A 17771-nucleotide genomic window follows, 5' to 3' on the forward strand; every position below is an offset into this window, starting at 1 on the left:
CCGATTTACGTTCTTCCGGGAAAGTCAGTGTAATCGGCAAACTTCGTAAAGGCGATTGGGTCCCGTTTGTAACCGAGCAAGTCTTCCAAAGGTTGGTAACGGTTCATACCCATACTGATTTCTATATCTCTTCCTGTGAATTGTAACGGATGTTCGTAACCGCAGGAATGTGCGAGAGACAAAAGTTCCTTACGAAAACCTTGCAGATATTTGGTGGCGCGTTTGCCTTTGAGCTCGGGATCGACTCCTCTTTGCAGCCACCAGTTTTGAGTGGCAACTCCCGCAGGGCAATGGTCCGTATGACATTTTTGCGCCTGGATGCATCCGATCGACAACATGGCTTCCCGTGCAATATGAATCAAATCACATCCCATTGCAATCGCAACAACGGCGCGATCGGGAAATCCCAATTTCCCCGAACCGATCCAAACGATGTTTTCGGAAAGATTGTGTCTTTGGAATAATGTATAAACTCTTTGAAATCCGATTTTGAAAGGCAAGGAAACATGATCGGCGTAAGTAAGAGGTGCCGCACCGGTTCCTCCTTCTCCACCGTCGATCGTGATAAAATCGGGACCTTTTCCCGTAGCTTCGATGACTTTTGCCAACTCTTCCCAAAATTCAATTTCACCCACTGCGCTTTTGATTCCGACGGGGAGTCCGGTTGCGTCCGCAACCTTTTCGATAAATTCCACTAGTTCCGAAACATTTTTAAACTCGGAATGGGAATTGGGAGAAATACAATCCTTGCCGATTGCCACATGACGGATTTTTGCAATCTCCGCATTTACTTTTGCCGCAGGAAGGATTCCACCTTTACCCGGTTTGGCGCCTTGCGAAAGTTTGATTTCAATCAAACGGATATTTTTGTTTTTTTCGACTTTCTCTTTTGCTTTTGCCAAATCGAATTTTCCGTTTTCATCTCTTGCTCCGAAATATCCGGTTCCGATCTGCCACATGATATCGGCGCCTTGCAAATGATATTGGGAAAGTCCTCCTTCGCCTGTGTTATGATAGGCGCCTGCATCTCTTGCCCCACGGTTCAGTGCCATCACTGCATTTTTGCCGAGAGAGCCGAAAGACATTGCCGAAATATTAATAATGGAATAAGGTCTGTAAGGAAATTTTCTTTTATGCCAGGCTCCGATCACTTTCAGACTGGGGATGCAAGAAGGATCTTTTCCTACGATATGTGCTTTGGATTCCGGAAAAGGAAAGGCATGGTGTTTGATGATCGGATAACCGGGCTCATACTGCAATTCCGTTGTACCGAATCCGAAGTTATTGTTTTGTCCTTTTGCCGTAGCATAGATCCAACTCCGTTCCGTTCTGTCGAACGGTCTTTCTTCTTTATCGTTTGCAACCCAATACTGGCGAAGTTCGGGACCAATTGTCTCTAAAAAATATCTGAGATGACCTACGATAGGGAAGTTGCGTTGAATCGTATGTTTCTTCTGAGTTATATCTCTAACAAAAACGATTATGAAAAAACCGATACAAACAATCCCAGAGGAGAACCAAGGGTTTGTAGAAATCCAAGTTGTAATTTGATCCATGCTACCGTCCGCGGGAGTATTAGACGAATAGGATCATAGAAAAGAAAAAAATGACAAGCTAAGATTGAAAAAACGAGGTGGCTTGGATCAGTTTTTCTTTGGTAAAGGGTTTGAAGATATATCCGGATAACAGATTGTTTTCCGAAGCACGTTTTGTATCCGCTTCATCAACGGAAGAGCTGACTAAATAAATGCGAATGGGTTTCAAAATCTCTGCATGGATTTTTGCATATGCGTCCAGAAACTGCCAACCGTCCATATAGGGCATATTGATATCCAAAAAAATAACATCAGGCAAAACTTCTTTGTCTTGTTTGGAAGCTTCAAAAAACTCAATGGCTTCTTCCCCATCCGAGAAAGTTAAAACCTCTTCCGCCAGTTTGGAATTGGAAATGATTTTTTTAGTGGTAAATTGATAGATTTTATCATCATCGATCAAACAGATTTTGATTTGACTCATTTATGCATTCACCTGGTTCAAAAAATGGAGGAGAAACGTAGTTCCATGACCAGGTTGGGAACGAACCTCTATTTGACCACCCATTGATTCTATTTGGTATTTTGTCAGGAACAATCCGACTCCTCTTCCCGCCTTATCTCTGTGAAATGTTTTTTTCAGTTGGAAGATTTGTTTTCCATACCGTTCCAGGTCTATCCCCGATCCATTGTCCGTAAAACTAAGCGTTACCGATTTTCCAATGCTGAAAGATTGAACTTGTATATAAGGGTTTTTTCCCGGCGCGGAGTATTTAAGCGAATTGCTTAAAAGATTGGTGAGAATGCTTTCCAGATAAAGTTTCGGAAAATAGATTTTGGGAGAGGATGAAAAATCATAATCGATTTCCGCATCCAGGGTTTGAATTTCTCCTATCATCAGTTTTTGGACTCTTTCGAAGCTGTCTTTGATATCCAAAAGTTGCGGTTTGATTTCATGGTTTTGCTGGATGCGAAGTGCCGAGATCAAATCCTCTAAAGTGGATTCCAAATTTTCGGCTACGATTTTCAGATGAGAATGGTATTCCGCTTTTTCAATAGGATCTTCCGTCTCGTCAATAAGGCCGAGCAAAGTCCGGAGATTACTGATCGGTGAACGTAGGTTATGAGAAACGATTTGGTTGTAAGATTGAAGTTGTTTGTTTTGGTTTGTCAATGAATTCGTAACAGATATTAATTTTTCATTGGCAAGTAATAACTTGAGTTCCGCTTTTTTTCTGGAATCAATATCGAAAACCTGCGAGATAAAATAAACGGGATGACCCACTTTGTCCCGGACTAGGGTGGCGGAAAGATGCCCCCATAGAATCTGGCCGTCTTTGTGGACATATCGTTTTTCCATTTCGAAAAAATTGGATTCGTTTGCGATTACCTTTTGACGTAATTTCATATTTGCTTCGAAGTCCGCAAAATAACTGACGGATTCGATCGTCATATTTTTCAGCTCTTCTTCAGAATAACCGATGAATCTGGAAAAAGCCAGATTCACTTCGATGAATTTTCCTTCGATCGAAGTGATGGCGAGTCCTCCCGCCGAAAAATAAAACGCTTCTCTGAATTTTTTTTCAGAGATCTCTTTTTCTATCTCCGCATTTTTTTGCGCGGTCACATCGTATAACGCACCATAGATGCGAGATGGTTTGCCATTCAAAAACTCGGCCTTGGCAAGTGCGCGAACCCATTTGTGTTTTCCATTAGCGGAAACGAAAGGCAGGGTTAAGTCATAGGGAATGCCTTTTTCGATCGTAGTTGCAATACTTTCCCGAACGATTTTGTCTCCGGGAGGAGGGAAAAAGGAAATACAAGTTTCCAAGGGAGGAATATCGGGAGGCTCGATCTCATGAATTTGAAAGATCATGTCACTCCACATCGGCTTCATCGTTATCAAATCCAATTCCCAACCACCTACCTTCGCCACATTATTGGATTCACGGAGTAGTCTTTCCCGTTGGATCAATTTTTCACGTAGTTCTACTTGGTTGGAAACGTCACGAGAGGAGGTATGAATCTTTACGGATTGGTTTTCATTGTTTTTTACGATTTGGCTGAGCGTTTGCAACCAGACATAGGATCCGTTCTTATGCAAAAACCTATATTCTGTTAGATTGTCCGCCTCTCCCCTTAAAATAGGCAAATGGGACTCGTCCTGGATTCTTTTCCTATCTTCGGGATGAAAGAAATCATATGCGTTTTTTCCTACCAATTCGGAAGGAAGATAACCTATGATTTTCTCGGAAGACGGGCTGACAAAGCTATATGTACCATCTTCAGTGTGGAGGCAAATTAGCTCCCGACTGATATTACTAAGAAGTTGATATATCTCGTAATCAGGTACTAACACAGTTCTCCCTAAATTTGAATTTGGATTTAGGTTTGTCTATTCTTTCCATAAGTTAAAGTGCGAACTTTCGGAAATTTATTTCTAAAAAATAAAAAAAAATCGGTCCAAACACTCAAGTTTTTTTACCCATTTAGGTAGTAGGCGGCCGCCTAAATTAGTTTAAAGGATCACTCTATGAGTATTAAAAATCTATCATATATCATTCTGGATGGGAATTTAACCCAGGACCCGGAATTGAAACGGACAAACAATGGAAAAAATGTTACGAATTTCACAGTTGCAGTGAATCATTCCAACCATTTTGGAGAAGAAAAAGATGCAGATGATGTATCTTTTTTTGAAGTAGAGGCGTGGGAAAAACTGGGAGACAATTGTTCCGAATATCTAAAGAAAGGGAGCAAGGTCACCGTTATGGGAAATCTGAAACAGAACCGTTGGAAAACAAACGAAGGTGAGAACAGGTCCAAAGTAAAAGTGGTGGCATCCACCGTGCGGTTTGACAGTCAGAAAAAAAGAGAGGCGAAAGCTGCCTAAAAAGAGAGCGGTGTGCGAGTCATATACTTTGACTCGCACATTAGAATATTATGGTGTATAAATGGTTTTCTTTTTGTGTTTCGGATGATTCGGTTTATCAAATATGCTTTCGGGATGTTCCGAATTTGCATCTTTGGTTTTTTCCAATTCCGAATTTTCCTTCGGTAAAGTAGGGAGGATCTTTTTTTCCTCTTTGTCTTTCACTTCTTCTCCTACGGATTTTCCGTTTTTGATGATCGATTGGATTTTGAAAAACCGTGGAAAGGAGACCAGATTCCATTCTCTATAAAAGTATTTGTTCCCGTCGTAGTTATGGGTTTGGTCTACGAATGCATTGATAGTACCCACTTTCTCCGTTTCAACCGACCCGTTAACAGTTGTTTTTGTTTCTTTGAATACTGTCGGTGCAAAACCGGAGCCCGGAAAGGAACGGTTGTTTTTGATATTGGTGGATTCTTGGGGAAGGCTTGAGTTGAGCGAATTATTGAGAGCAAAGATTTTATCTTTGATGATTTTTTTCTCGGATTCCACTTCTTCCGCAGTTAGGGATTTGAATTTGCGGAAGTCTCCTTCTTCATAACTCCCCCGCAAGGATTCCAATTCGAGTTTGTTTCTTTCCGCAATATGACGAAACATGATGACTTTGTCTTTTTCGCAGTCCGAATTGATTTCATCGCAAACTCCTTCCAGGAAAGGGTTAACGTATGTTATCTCTAAAAATATGCTGATGAATTCTCCTGCAGAGGGGACTTTTTTCGGATCCAGTTCCAGCGCCTGGGGAATGGGGGAATCATCCGAATAACGTCTCGGCTCGCTTTCCTTGTAGGATTTGCTTTCTCTACCAAGGTCGGAGAGTTTGAATTTTTCCTGGGTTTCGCCGATGACGACTTTGTTTCTGACTTTTTCGATTTTGGTTTCGGTAACTTCGTAAGCTTGGAAGTTCACCGGTTGAGCGGAGATCGTTTCGCCCTTATGATTTTTCACAACGATTTTGTGTTCTAATATGGTTCCGTTTTTGATTTCTTCAATGATATTGAGTCCGGAGTCTTTGAAGTAAAGTTCCAACCGGATGAAAGGTTTGTTATTTTCCGAGTATTCCACGTTGACATAAGGGTCGGGGGATAATTGGACTTTTTTGGTATCCTCGGAATCCGATTCCGCCTCAGTTTCTTTTGCCACTTCCGCGGCAGTGATCATCTTCACCAAATTTAAGTTTATTTGTTCGGAAGGAACTTTGTAAACTATCGTCTTACAACCCAATAACCAAAGTAAAACGAAAAGCGGAAGAATTTTGGCATATCTCATAGTTTCATTATCGGTAATGACTCGGTATGAGGCAAATATCTTTCTATTGATTTTGAAGGGGGATTTTGTTCGGAAACCGGTGAAAAACTTCCGGTGCAAGCTTCAAGCAGGAAGAAAAATCAATCCCTTCCTGCTTTGGAAATCATTCTGTATTTTTAAAGTGCGTATCCTGGAGGAAGGGCAGGGCCTTCTGCTTCCGTTCTCTCTACAAAAGTTCCGTTTTCTTTTTGGAAAAGTTTGCCCGGTTTGTCAGCAAAAGCAAAGAAGGTTACTTTTCCTTTGTTTCCTTCCGCTTCGATCATCATTTCCTTTCCCCATTTCGTATAAGTCAAACGTAAGGATTCTCCGTTCTCACGGAATTCTTTTACTAACTTTCCTTCGAAATCATACTCTGCGGCAGCGATAGGGTTGCTATCGGTCCAGAATTCAATCAAATTGAAAAGAACCAAGTCAAGGAAAGTGGCAAATCCGTAGACCCAGATGAAAGGGATGTACATTAAAATCGTTCGGATCAGTTTTGCAACAAATCCGGAACCAACGTTGATTCCCGCGTGGAAGCCGTACATGGTTTTCAGAACACCGAATTTACCGAAACAATTTGCGAAAGATCCGAAAGAGAACATTAAAATGCTTAAAATTACGAGCAGTCGTTTCATTCATTTACCTCAAGAATTTGTGATTTTTAGAAGATTCTTGCGAAAGGGAATGAGATTAGCAAGCCGAAATGATTGACGTGTATCTTTTTTCTGAGTGAATCGTTTGAGTATTAGGAAAATCCCTTTTGATCTTCTCTGACTTCGAATATTTTATTTTTTTTCTATTTGTATTTTTGACAGTCTGGTATCTTTTTCCGGCTGTTTTCAAAGATCCTTCGAAAGAAACCCGCATCTTACATATATTTTTACTCATCGCCAGTTATTTTTTCTATATGTCCTGGGATTACCGATTCGGTGCATTGATTTTACTTTCCACCTTTATCGATTATTTCGTGGGATGGAAATTGGGGAAAACGGAAAATAGAAAACTCAGACTTTTCTATTTATATTTCAGTCTCATCACCAATCTTGTTTTCATTTTAGGATTTTTTAAGTATTACAACTTTCTTGCAAACTCCACCAATTCGATTTGGATTCCTCTTTTCGGAAAAGAAGCTCTGCCTATTTTAAATATCATCCTTCCTGCTGGGATTTCCTTTTTCACATTTCAATCTTTGAGTTATACGATTGATGTATATAGAAAAGAAATCAGGCCTGAGTTGGATTTTATCAAGTTTTCCCTATTCGTAAGTTTTTTTCCTCAATTGGTGGCGGGTCCCATTGTCACTGCAAAAACATTTATCCCCCAGCTTTACGAAGAGAAAAAATTTTCAGACATTCCCTTTCGGATTGCGATCCGTTTTTTTATATTAGGTTATTTTAAAAAAGCTGTTTTGTCGGATCAGATCGCACCGACGATCGAGGCGATTTTCGGAAATCCTGCGGGCCACCATACATCTGCTTTGTGGATCGGTGCCGTGCTCGGAGGAGTTCAGGTGTATCTGGACTTCAGCGGTTATTCCGATATGGCGATCGGGAGTGCTTTGTTACTCGGCTATAAACTCCCAATCAATTTCAATCTGCCTTTCATCGCAACCTCCGTCTCGGGATTTTGGAGACGTTGGCATATGACATTGAACGCTTGGCTTCGGGATTATGTTTATTTTACGATGGGCGGAAGCAGAGTCAGTGCCGCGAGAAGGAAGTTCAATCTTTGGTTCACCATGTTTGTCAGCGGGGTCTGGCATGGAGCGAATTGGACCTATGTTTTCTGGGGATCTCTGAACGGGGTTTTTTACGTCATAGAAGAATTTTATCATGATTTTTTCCCGGTGAAAAAAGATGTGAAAGCGGAGCCGAAAAAAGGTCCTTCTTTCAAATTAAAAATTTCAAAATGGATTCAACCTCTCCAATGGATTTTACAAAATAGTTTAACAAACATTGCATTTTTTGTAGGGGCGGTGTTTTTTCGATCCTTGACTTGGGATGCTTCCTGGATTCATATTAAGGGATTATTTTTCTTCCAAGAGGGGACAATTCGTCCTTATATGTGGAAAGATTTTGCTTGGATCGTTGCCTTACTGGCAGCGGGTCACGCGATCGGGTATTGGATTTTTGAAAAAGGAAAGGGGAAGAATATTCCAGGGACTTTGGAATTCTGCTTTTATCCCGTCATTGTGCTGATTCTTTGCCTGGCCACTCCGGAAAATTCAGTTCCTTTTATATACTTCCAGTTTTAGATATTGGCTTTTTTCGTTTTCACGAAATCACTGTCTTTTACATTGTTTCCATGGGTAGCGAAAGCGAGCGCAGACTTCCAAGGATCTCTCCGAGAGAATTTCGTGATTTCGAAGTTCAATTGGATTTAGAAGGGATCACTCTTACCGGAAAATTAGGCAATATTTCCGAGGAAGGTCTCTGTTATCTGGGGGAAGACGATATGCTTTCCGACGAACTGGATAACGTCGTAATCGGGACCATTCTCTGGTCTTTGGGCAACAAACGTATGTTTTTTGAAGGCAGAATCGTTTGGACCCAAACAGCTGTCATTCGGGGAGTTCAATACTTCCTGGCAGGGATACAATTTTCCGAAAAATTAAATCTAACGGATTCAATGCTTGCCCGTAGTTTGGAAATTTAGCAAGTGCCTTTTCTGAAATCTATTTTTATCATTTCAATCATTTCCCATTTTCATTGCAAAACATCGGCTAATCACAATGCCAAAATCACGGAGACGTCTTTATGAGCGGATACAAAATACTATTGTTAGGTGGCACGGGTCTTGTAGGCTCGGAAGTGCTGAAAGTTCTTCCTCTTTTTAAAAAGATAGAAAAAGTTTTTGTTTGGGCGAGGATCGAAAGTCCGGCTCATTCTGATTCTCCGATTGAAATTCAAACGGTTACCTGGGATTCGTTTTCTTCCGGAAAAGTTCAAATACCGGAAGGAATCGATGCGGTTGTATGTTGTCTCGGCACCACAATTGCCAAAGCGGGATCTCAGGAAAAATTCAGAGAAGTGGATTATGAATATCCTCTACTTGCCGGACGTAAGGCAAAGGAAGCGGGTGTTCCCGCATTCCTGATCGTAACCGCGATGGGGGCTAACTCCGGTTCGTTTGTGTTTTATAATCGGGTCAAAGGCGATATTGAAAACGCTCTGATCGATTTGAAATTTCCTTATTTGGGGATTTTTCGACCTTCGCTTCTTGTGGGAGACCGGAAAGAGACAAGAATCGGGGAAAAACTGGGAGAGGCGATTGCTACGATCATACCTTTTTCTCTTGTGGGAATGCGTAAATACAAGCCGATTTACGCCCAGTTTGTAGCTATTTCCTTATTGAAAAGTCTTACCGCGGGTCTTGAGAAAACGAAAGAAACAACCACCCCCCAACTGGAAATTATAGAATCGGATCAAATGTTGGATTTGGGAAAAGGATTATAAGAATGGCAAGTGCATCTCCGGGGAAACCGTATAACAAAACGAAATATATTATTTTGAGTTTTGTGGTTCATTTCATAGTACGTTTTTGGTATTTATTCGTTAGAAACAGAGAATTGCTCATCCCTCCCGCCTCACAGAAGTTTATCGACTCCGGAAAAGGATTCATCATTGCTGTTTTTCATGAGACTACTCTTTCTCTCTACAGACATGCCACAGGGTATTTGCAGAAAAAGAAAAAAGCTTCCATGTTTGCACTTGTATCCCAATCCAAAGACGGGGAAATCATTCACCAAACATTTGCTCGCTCCAATTTAAGAAGCGTTCGAGGCAGTTCCACCAGAGGAGGAACCGGAGCTTTTCGCGCCATTCTCAAGGAAATGAAATCGGGAGGAGTTCCTATTTTTACGGTCGATGGACCCAAAGGACCCAGACATGAAGTGAAGCCGGGTGTAATTGCGACCGCTTCCCTGACGGGGGTGCCTATTTTGTTTTTGGATTCGCAATACGATCGTGCCTGGAGATTTAATAGTTGGGATCGGCATTTTTTCCCTAAGTTCGGGGCTAATTTATACATCTCTTACGGGGAGCCGTTTTTCGTCCCTAAGGCTTTGGATGAAGCGGGAATGGAAGAATGGTCTAAAAAATTAGAGGAAAAGATGAAAGAAAAGCGCAAAGAACTGGAAGAATATATGCGGGAAAAACACCCGAACAATTCTATTGACAGTGCACTATAAATGAAAAGTTTAGCGAAGTAAGGTAAAAAATAATGTCCTCTCTACAAAATTTCATTTTTACGTCCGAGTCGGTATCCGAGGGACACCCAGACAAAGTCTGTGATCAAATTTCCGATGCTATTTTAGATGCATTTCTTGCACAGGATCCAAAATCCAGAGTTGCTTGTGAAACTTTAGTAACTACCAATCTTGTAGTGATCGCCGGTGAAATCACCAGTAAGGGAAAAGTAGACACTTCCGAGGTCGCTCGTGATGTGATCCGCAAAATCGGATACAACGATATCAATTTATACTTTGACGCGGATTATGCGGTAGTTTCCTCCCATGTTCATAGCCAATCTCCCGACATCGCACAAGGCGTGAACGAAGGTGAAGGTTTGTATACGGAACAAGGTGCGGGAGACCAAGGTTTGATGTTCGGTTTTGCAATCGACGATACGCCTGAGTTTATGCCTGCTCCGATTTATTATTCACATAAACTTTTGGAAAATTTATCCGAACTCAGACATTCCGGGAAAATAGGATGGCTTCGTCCGGATGCTAAATCCCAAGTCACCATCCAATACGTGGATGGAAAACCTTCGAAAGTTGACACAGTCGTGATTTCCACACAACATGCACCGGGTCTCACTCAAAAACAAATCGAAGAAGCAGTGATTGAAGAATGTATCAAAAAAGTGATTCCTGCAAACTTGCTGGGAAATCCCCGTTATTTTATCAACCCTACAGGTAAGTTCGAAATCGGCGGGCCTCATGGTGACACGGGACTTACGGGAAGAAAAATCATAGTAGATACTTACGGTGGAATGGGTCGCCACGGTGGCGGCGCTTTCTCCGGAAAAGATCCTTCGAAAGTGGACCGTTCTGCGGCATATATCGGCCGTTATATTGCGAAAAACGTAGTGGCAGCCGGACTTGCACGCAAATGTGAAGTACAACTTGCTTACGCGATCGGTGTTGCCGAGCCTGTATCCGTACTAGTAGATACTTTCGGAACGGGAACAATCTCTGATGAAGAAATTTCAAAAAGAGTAAAAGCAAATTTCAAACTCACTCCAAAAGGAATCGTGGATACCTTAGATCTACTCGGTAAAGGTAGAAAGTACCAAGAGACCGCAGCATACGGTCACTTCGGTAGAACGGGTTCTACATTCACTTGGGAAAAAACCGACAAAGCGGAAGCTCTTAAAAAAGGATAATCAATGGGTGCACCTAGCCAATCAACTTCAGATAAAAAAGCAACTCGTGACGCTTACGGCGAAGCATTGGTTGAGTTAGGTGGTAGCCGCCCTGATATCGTCGTTTTGGAAGCTGACTTATCAGGTTCAACGAAAACTGCTGATTTTAAAAAACATTTTCCCGAAAGATTTTTCAATGTGGGAGTTGCGGAACAAAATCTGGTAGGTCATGCCGCCGGATTTGCTCTCGCAGGTTACACTCCGTTCGCTTCTTCTTTCGCCATGTTTTTGTCCGGAAGGGCTTGGGAAATCGTTCGCAATAGTGTCGTTTATCCAAAGTTAAACGTAAAGCTTGTTGCTTCTCATGGTGGAATCACTGTCGGGGAAGACGGAGCTTCTCACCAATGCATTGAAGATTTCGGAACAATGCGAGTTATCCCTGAGATGACGGTGATTTGTCCTTCCGATTTCAATGAAACCAAACAAGTGATTCATGCCATTGCTGCTTACCAAGGCCCTGTTTACGTAAGAGTGGGTCGTCCTGCAATTCCAGTCATTCAAAGAGATAATTACCAATTTCAAATCGGCAAAGCTGAAGTTCTTTCCGAAGGAAAGGATGTTTGTATCATTGCTTGCGGAATCATGGTTTCGGAAGCAATGATCGCCGTGGAAGCTTTGAAAGCGAAAGGCATTTCCGCAAGTTTGCTCAATATGGCGACCATCAAACCTTTGGACAAAGATGCCATCCTTGCGAAAGCAAAAGAATGCGGTGCGATCGTAACCGCAGAAGAACATAATGTAATAGGCGGGCTTGGTTCTGCCGTTTCCGAGTTTCTCTCCGAAGAATTTCCCGTTCCTATCGTAAAGGTGGGTATGAAAGATAGCTTTGGAAAATCCGGTACTTGGGGTGGGCTAATGGATTATTTCGGACTTAGATCCAAAGATATCGTTTCTCACGTAGAGCTAGCAATCTCTAAAAAATTAAAATAATTAGGAAGGCTGTCTGGGTGATATTTGCGAATGCCCAGCCCGGTGTTTTAGAAGAAACCGAAATCCTCGTTAAACGGGGGTTCAGCGGTCCCTGGAAAGTCGTACTTTGGGACGATGACCATCATACTTACGATTATGTGATCGAAATGCTGATGGATGTCTGCCAAATGCCTTGGGAAAAAGCCTTCCAACATGCCATAGAAGTGGATACTAAAAAGAAAACAGTCGTTTTTTCCGGGGAACTGGAACATGCCGAATTTGTTCAGGAAAGAATCATAGGTTACGGACCGGACCCTCGTATGGTAAGTTCCAAAGGATCTATGACTGCCACTCTGGAAAATTAACGTTCGATGTTCCCCGCTCTCTCTCGCGTAACCTCCGGCCTTCCTGGCCATTCGCAGCGACTCATAGGGAGCGAGAATGTGAACTGGACGGTTAGCGAATGCGGTAGTCCAGATTCACAGACTTGCTTGCAAGTCTAACCAATGGGCACATAAATCTTTAACCAACTAACTTATGGAAGTTCACATCAATCCTGAGATGGGCTTTTCACCGCCACCGCGAGAAACATCTTCCTTGTTTTTAAGAGAGGAGAAGACTTTATCTATGTTTGGCTTTAGTGCCTCGGATTTTAATTTACTTTCCAGCTTTATTCTGTTAACCGACCTGGCTCTCCGCTTCAATCAAACGGAAAAAAAGTAAAGTGATCTATTCTTAAATACGGAAAGCAATTTCTCGCGGTAACGGAGGCCAAGGATGGCCGGAGTTTTTTCGTCGGAACAGGATGTTCCGCGAAAAAGAGCGGGGAATGGTTTTCCGTGGTCCCTGGCGCGGGGGAAGGTTAGGCAAAAAGGCGAACTTTTCGGAAGAAAATTTTGAGAGATAGAGATTGGGATAGTGGGAAAAGGGAAATTGTGTTAGGTGGATGTTTGCAGCCCACGAGCCTCACCCCCCAACCCTAAAAAGGGTGGGGGCTTTAAAGATTCCGCGCTCTTAAATTATGTCCCCTTCTTAATCCTTTCTCTCTAAAGGAAAATCCCTTTCCGGAACCACCAATGTGGATACTTGTTCGTTTGTATCTATTTTAACATTTGTTACTGAGTTATAAGTATCCACTTGTATATCTCCATCCACGATGAATTGGTAATGATACTCACCCGGGAGCAATTTTTTCTCCAGGACGAAGAGCCCGTTTCTGTCTTTTTTTAGGAAATCATTTTCCGGATTCCAGTCGTTGAAGTTTCCTACAAGACTTACCACTTCCGCTTGCGGTAAATAAATTTGGAACCTAACGGTCCTTAAATCTCTTTCTTCGGAATTGGAGTCTTCCAATACGAAAGACGAGGATTGTCTATTTGTATCTTTTCTTTCCAGGATATAACGTGAGATAAAAGAACCCGATCCGTCTTCCGCTTTGTCTTGGTTCTCGGGATCAAAAGTGAGTAACCCGTTTACCCTATATTTGTATTCATAAACCGTTTCATCTTCATAGTCGGGTGTTTGCAAATTCGCATCCACCACCAAATAATAGATTCCGTATTTATTCCGCTTCATTGGTAAACAGTCCCAATTGGAAAAATTACCGCAGACTTCTACGGATTCTTCTCTGAGGCCGTTATAAGAAAATAAAATTCCGCGTTTGAGTAAGTTGGTTGTTTCCAGATAGGATTCCACATCCAGGTAACGGATATAACGGGGTGAGATATTTTTCTTTAGACTTTCCAATTGCCAGAGATAATAGACGGTATCCTGACTTTCTATATCATCCTGCATTTCCAGTTCGTTTGAGGAAAAACTACCGACCCAATCCAGTGCATCTTGTCCCCAAAGTCCTAGGGAGAAAAACAAAAGCAGAGAAGGGATAAGGTAGAAAAATGATTTTTTCATACGTTTCGGGATCACTTTTCTTAATTTCGGCAGAAATCCGGAAAGAGAATAAATGTAATTTTTCTTCAACCGATCCGACATAATAAAAAAAAATTCTGCCAATTTTATAAGAGTCCGATATTAAAGTAGGAAATACGTCCTTCTCATGGCAGAGCCGAAAGATAATTTACAACCAGAAGAGATCCAACAGATCGAAAGTCTGCTCTCTGCCTTAAATAAAAACCCGCAATCCTCGGAAGACCTAAATCCGATGGCAAAAGTTCTCCGTGAGAAATTAGGTTATTCGGAGCCAATCCAACACACCGGAGAAGAAGAGGCCCCCGAGGAAGAGGATTCCGAATCTGCAACTGACAGCGATTTCGGAGGAGAGGATGACCCATTTGCGGAGTCCTCAGAGGAATCCGGCGGACCACCTCCTTTCCGTAACCTAGAAGCCGATGATGACATCGACTTAGATGAATTATTAAATGAAGACGGCCCTAAAAAAGCAGAACCAATTCCAGACGATTTCGATGATTTTGATTCTCCCACCGAAGAATCAGGATTAGGCGACTTTGAAACTCCTACCGTTGATGCAGGGGATGCCGACCCATTTGCCGATTTGGGCGGACCGAGTGATACTACTGATTCCGAAGATCCTTTTGGTGGGTTGGATAGCCCTGCGGAAGAAGATCCGTTTGCTTCTTTAGGATCTCCTTCGGAAGAAGACTCTGCATCCGATGAAGCGGATCCATTTGCAAGCCTGGGTGAATCCGACGAAGCTCCAACAGAACCGGGCGGATTCGATGATGACTTTGCCCCTACAACCGGTACGGAACCAAGTTTTGGCGGAGACGATCCATTTGCTGATTTGGGTGGTGGGACTTCCGAAGAGGCGGCCCCATTTGACTCTTTAGGTGCAAGCGATAGCACAGAAGGAGAAGATCCTTTTGCAAGCCTTGGCGACGCCCCAAGCGTTGATGATGGATTCGGAGCTGAAACCGAATCGGACCCATTCAGTGATTTGGGAGGAGGGGATTCCGGCTTCGGAGAAACCACCGCCACTGATTCGTTTGGTGATGATGATCCGTTTAGTTCTTTGGGAGAATCTGCGAGTTCTTCGGGAGATGCTGATTTTGGAGATTTGGGAGGCGGGTTTGATAATACACCTGCTCCTTCCGCATCGGATGATTCGGGATTTGATGATCCTTTCGGAGATTTGGGTGTGGGAATGGAACCTCCCGGATTGGATGATGATTCCTCCGCACCTTCTTTCGATGATTTTGCTCCTTCCATTGATGATATGCCTGTTTCCTCTATGGAGTCCGATCTAGGTGGAGACGGAGGATTCGAAGATGATTTGATGTCCCTCGGCAAAGAAGATGAGCCGCAGGAAGATTTGGAAGCAGGCCTGGAAGATGAAGACCTTGCCATCATCCAAAGAGAGCTCATCAAATATCCGCCTAAGCTCAGACGTACGATCATTGATACGATTGTCAATAATCGGGTTCCTGTCCGAAATCAAAAAGAACTCATCGAGTTAATCAAAGCTCAACAAAAGCCGGAAGATGTTGCTATATTCTTAAGTTCGTTACTCGGCGAAAAAGTGGAGTTATCCGATTCCACGGGAAAATTTTCCCCTGACGGTATCCCTATCATTGCATCCAAAGATGCATATACGAAAGAAGGTGCCGTACGTCGCCGCGAAGTTATCCGTAAAACGGTATTTTCTTCCGCAGCGGCAATTCTCCTCGTGTTCGGAGGAGTCGCTTTATATAAATATGTAATCGTTCCTTTCCGAGCGGAGGCTCAGTATGTTCTCGGTCTTGAAAAAATAGAAGAGTATAGCAAAGAAACCGATGCTTTGGAAAAAAAGAAACTTCTCGCAGATGCGGAAAACTATTTTATCAAAGGCGAGGAAATCTTCCCGCATAACCTGAAGTATTTGAATGAATACTGTTTGGCATATGCGCGTGCGGGCCAATATGATCGTGCTTTTGAAAAATGTTTCGGTAAAGTGGAGCCTGATTTCGGATACGAATTGGAAGATAAGGAACACAAACGTGCTTGGGAAAACAGAAAAGAAGTACCAAACATCAGTTTTGCTAAAAAAACGGAATGGAACGATGCTGGTGTGGAAACTGCCGGTAGAAAACCGCTTTCCGAATTGGCATTTTATCTGACTTCACAAGACAAAGTCCCTAGAAAGGTTTTAAAAGCGGGGGCTTATATCGCCTCCCGTTTGAAATACAATGTTCATGATACTCAGACGTATATCAGTTTGGGTAAATTTCATTCATTCAATCGGAAGGATTTCATTGATGTTCCTCCCGGCTCCAATCGCAAAAAATATAAAAATGACCATCTGGCGATCGAATACTTCAAACGTGTTTTTACAGACGCAAACGAACCGAATAATGTAGAAGCGATCGCGGGAATAGCCCGTATTTTTTACAACAAACAAGAGTTTGGTACAGCTGTTAAATATTATAACGATATTATTGAAAAATACCCGAAAGACCCGATCGGTCACGGAGGTATTTTATCCACTTATATTGAAATGTGGAAACGCGATAACAATCCTCAGTTTGTTCTCAACCATCATAGACAGGTTCGAAACGCGCTTGATATAGAAGACGAACTTTCTCTTGCGGTGCTTGCAAAGTTGGCATCATTTTATATAGATTTGGATTCGGAAGAAGTCCGAATCAAATACAACATCAATCCGGAAGACCAAGTGACGGGTATGGAGATTGATGATAATGTGGAATATCTTTTAAATATCGCCTACGGAAAAGAAGGTGGTAATAAATTTGCGGAAGGATATTACCAACGCGCCAGATATTATCTGAAGATCGACGAAGCGGCAAGGGCCTTGAAGCAATTGGAACTCGCTTCTACTTATGACACCCGGCATTACCTGGCGGTTCTTCTTATGGCGGAATACTACATCAAAGTGGAAAACTACGATGAAGCGGTGAAATTGTTAAGAGAATCTGACACCCGTTATGAGCTTTATAAAGACAAATTGGGCGAAAGGGACGAAGATGAAACCTTGTTGGAAGGAAAGCCGGGAAGGATTTCTTTCGACTTGGGCAAAATCCAATTATTGGAATCCGCAGGAATCAATCAGGCTGATAATATAAGGGAATTTCCCGGCCGTAAAATTTATCCAGAAAGAAGTTTAGGTGTTTTATCCTTTGAAGAAAAGGAAAGGAGAAACGGACTTTATGCCGCACGGGAGTCCTTTCAAAAAGCGATCGAACGTGGTATCAGCAATGATCCTAAAATTCAAAGAGAATGTTATTATTTCCTAGGTTGGATCGATTACAATCACGGGGAATTTGCGCAAGCTTTGGACTTTTGGGCGGAATTGCCGGAAGAAGATATTTATAACAATCCTACTTTGGTTCTCGGAAAAGGAAATTCATTCTTCTATACAAGGCAGTATAACGCCAGTTTGGGCAATTATCTCAAGCTCAAAGATGATTTTGAAATGAGAGAACAAACTCTCGGTAGAATCGAACCTGAAAATTCGGAACATAGGGAAGTATATGAATCCCTCGCTGCGATCTATAACAATATAGGGGCAGTTTACGAAAAGAAACAGGATACGATTAACGCTTTGAAATACTATTGGAAGGCGATGGAGACTGCGCGTAAGATCAATTCCGTAAGTGAGATTGCGACTTCAAATAAGGATCTTGTATTTGCGCGTTCCAGGTTGGACAGAGAACCGTTGCTTGAGGACTGGCTTCCACCAACCCTCGATAAGATGGTCGATATCAAAAAATAGA

15 protein-coding genes are annotated in these 17771 nt (G+C 42.3%); 9 read left to right on the forward strand and 6 right to left on the reverse strand.

Going from position 1 to position 17771, the window contains the following annotated elements:
* Positions 1–5: 5 nt before the first annotated feature.
* The 3 genes from DI077_RS02480 to DI077_RS02490 are packed head-to-tail and all read right to left on the reverse strand — an operon-like array spanning position 6 to position 3891.
* Entirely contained in the window at positions 6–1556 is a 1551-nt protein-coding gene (locus DI077_RS02480) for an FMN-binding glutamate synthase family protein (protein ID WP_109020012.1), read from the reverse strand.
* A gap of 58 nt (positions 1557–1614) precedes the next feature.
* The gene (locus DI077_RS02485; RefSeq protein WP_109020013.1) at positions 1615–2016 is read right to left on the reverse strand and encodes a response regulator; all 402 of its coding nucleotides are present in this window, start codon (positions 2014–2016) and stop codon (positions 1615–1617) included.
* Positions 2017–3891, reverse strand: a complete 1875-nt coding sequence (locus tag DI077_RS02490; protein WP_109020014.1) for a PAS domain-containing sensor histidine kinase — start codon at positions 3889–3891, stop codon at positions 2017–2019. It abuts the gene before it with no gap.
* Between the two features lie 180 nt (positions 3892–4071).
* Between DI077_RS02490 and DI077_RS02495 the strand changes: the two genes are divergently transcribed.
* Positions 4072–4425 carry a single-stranded DNA-binding protein gene (locus DI077_RS02495; protein WP_109020150.1) on the forward strand — a complete coding sequence of 118 codons (354 nt, stop codon included), beginning with the start codon at positions 4072–4074 and terminating at the stop codon, positions 4423–4425.
* A gap of 48 nt (positions 4426–4473) precedes the next feature.
* Here the strand turns inward: DI077_RS02495 and DI077_RS02500 are convergent, their stop codons facing one another.
* On the reverse strand, positions 4474–5730 hold the full coding sequence (locus DI077_RS02500; RefSeq protein WP_135354873.1) for a hypothetical protein: 1257 nt from the start codon (positions 5728–5730) through the stop codon (positions 4474–4476).
* A 155-nt stretch (positions 5731–5885) separates the two neighbouring features.
* A complete protein-coding gene (locus DI077_RS02505; RefSeq protein ID WP_109020016.1) occupies positions 5886–6386 on the reverse strand; it encodes a DUF3332 family protein in 501 nt (166 codons plus the stop codon).
* Positions 6387–6511: 125 nt separating this feature from the next.
* Between DI077_RS02505 and DI077_RS02510 the strand changes: the two genes are divergently transcribed.
* The 7 genes from DI077_RS02510 to DI077_RS02540 all read left to right on the forward strand — a co-directional run bounded on the left by DI077_RS02510 (position 6512) and on the right by DI077_RS02540 (position 12452).
* Complete coding sequence (locus DI077_RS02510) at positions 6512–8005, forward strand: MBOAT family O-acyltransferase (protein ID WP_109020017.1); 1494 nt, start codon at positions 6512–6514, stop codon at positions 8003–8005.
* Positions 8006–8055: 50 nt separating this feature from the next.
* Complete coding sequence (locus DI077_RS02515; protein ID WP_109020153.1) at positions 8056–8406, forward strand: PilZ domain-containing protein; 351 nt, start codon at positions 8056–8058, stop codon at positions 8404–8406.
* A 101-nt stretch (positions 8407–8507) separates the two neighbouring features.
* On the forward strand, positions 8508–9206 hold the full coding sequence (locus DI077_RS02520) for a Rossmann-fold NAD(P)-binding domain-containing protein (protein WP_109020018.1): 699 nt from the start codon (positions 8508–8510) through the stop codon (positions 9204–9206).
* A 2-nt stretch (positions 9207–9208) separates the two neighbouring features.
* The gene (locus tag DI077_RS02525) at positions 9209–9940 is read left to right on the forward strand and encodes a lysophospholipid acyltransferase family protein (RefSeq protein WP_109020019.1); all 732 of its coding nucleotides are present in this window, start codon (positions 9209–9211) and stop codon (positions 9938–9940) included.
* A 32-nt stretch (positions 9941–9972) separates the two neighbouring features.
* Complete coding sequence (gene metK, locus DI077_RS02530) at positions 9973–11139, forward strand: methionine adenosyltransferase (RefSeq protein WP_109020020.1); 1167 nt, start codon at positions 9973–9975, stop codon at positions 11137–11139.
* Between the two features lie 3 nt (positions 11140–11142).
* Positions 11143–12108 (forward strand): transketolase family protein, encoded by a 966-nt coding sequence (locus tag DI077_RS02535; RefSeq protein ID WP_109020021.1) that lies wholly within the window; start codon positions 11143–11145, stop codon positions 12106–12108.
* Positions 12109–12125: 17 nt separating this feature from the next.
* Positions 12126–12452, forward strand: a complete 327-nt coding sequence (locus DI077_RS02540) for an ATP-dependent Clp protease adaptor ClpS (protein WP_109020022.1) — start codon at positions 12126–12128, stop codon at positions 12450–12452.
* 667 nt (positions 12453–13119) lie between these two features.
* On the opposite strand, the gene DI077_RS02545 is transcribed toward DI077_RS02540, so the two are convergent.
* Entirely contained in the window at positions 13120–13995 is an 876-nt protein-coding gene (locus DI077_RS02545; RefSeq protein ID WP_109020155.1) for an early set domain-containing protein, read from the reverse strand.
* Between the two features lie 145 nt (positions 13996–14140).
* Here DI077_RS02545 and DI077_RS02550 point away from each other — a divergent pair, with 145 nt between their 5' ends.
* A complete protein-coding gene (locus DI077_RS02550; RefSeq protein ID WP_109020023.1) occupies positions 14141–17770 on the forward strand; it encodes a hypothetical protein in 3630 nt (1209 codons plus the stop codon).
* The last annotated feature ends 1 nt before the right edge of the window (position 17771 follow it).

The sequence above is a fragment of the Leptospira kobayashii genome (assembly GCF_003114835.2).
Classification (GTDB): Bacteria; Spirochaetota; Leptospiria; order Leptospirales; family Leptospiraceae; genus Leptospira_A; species Leptospira_A kobayashii.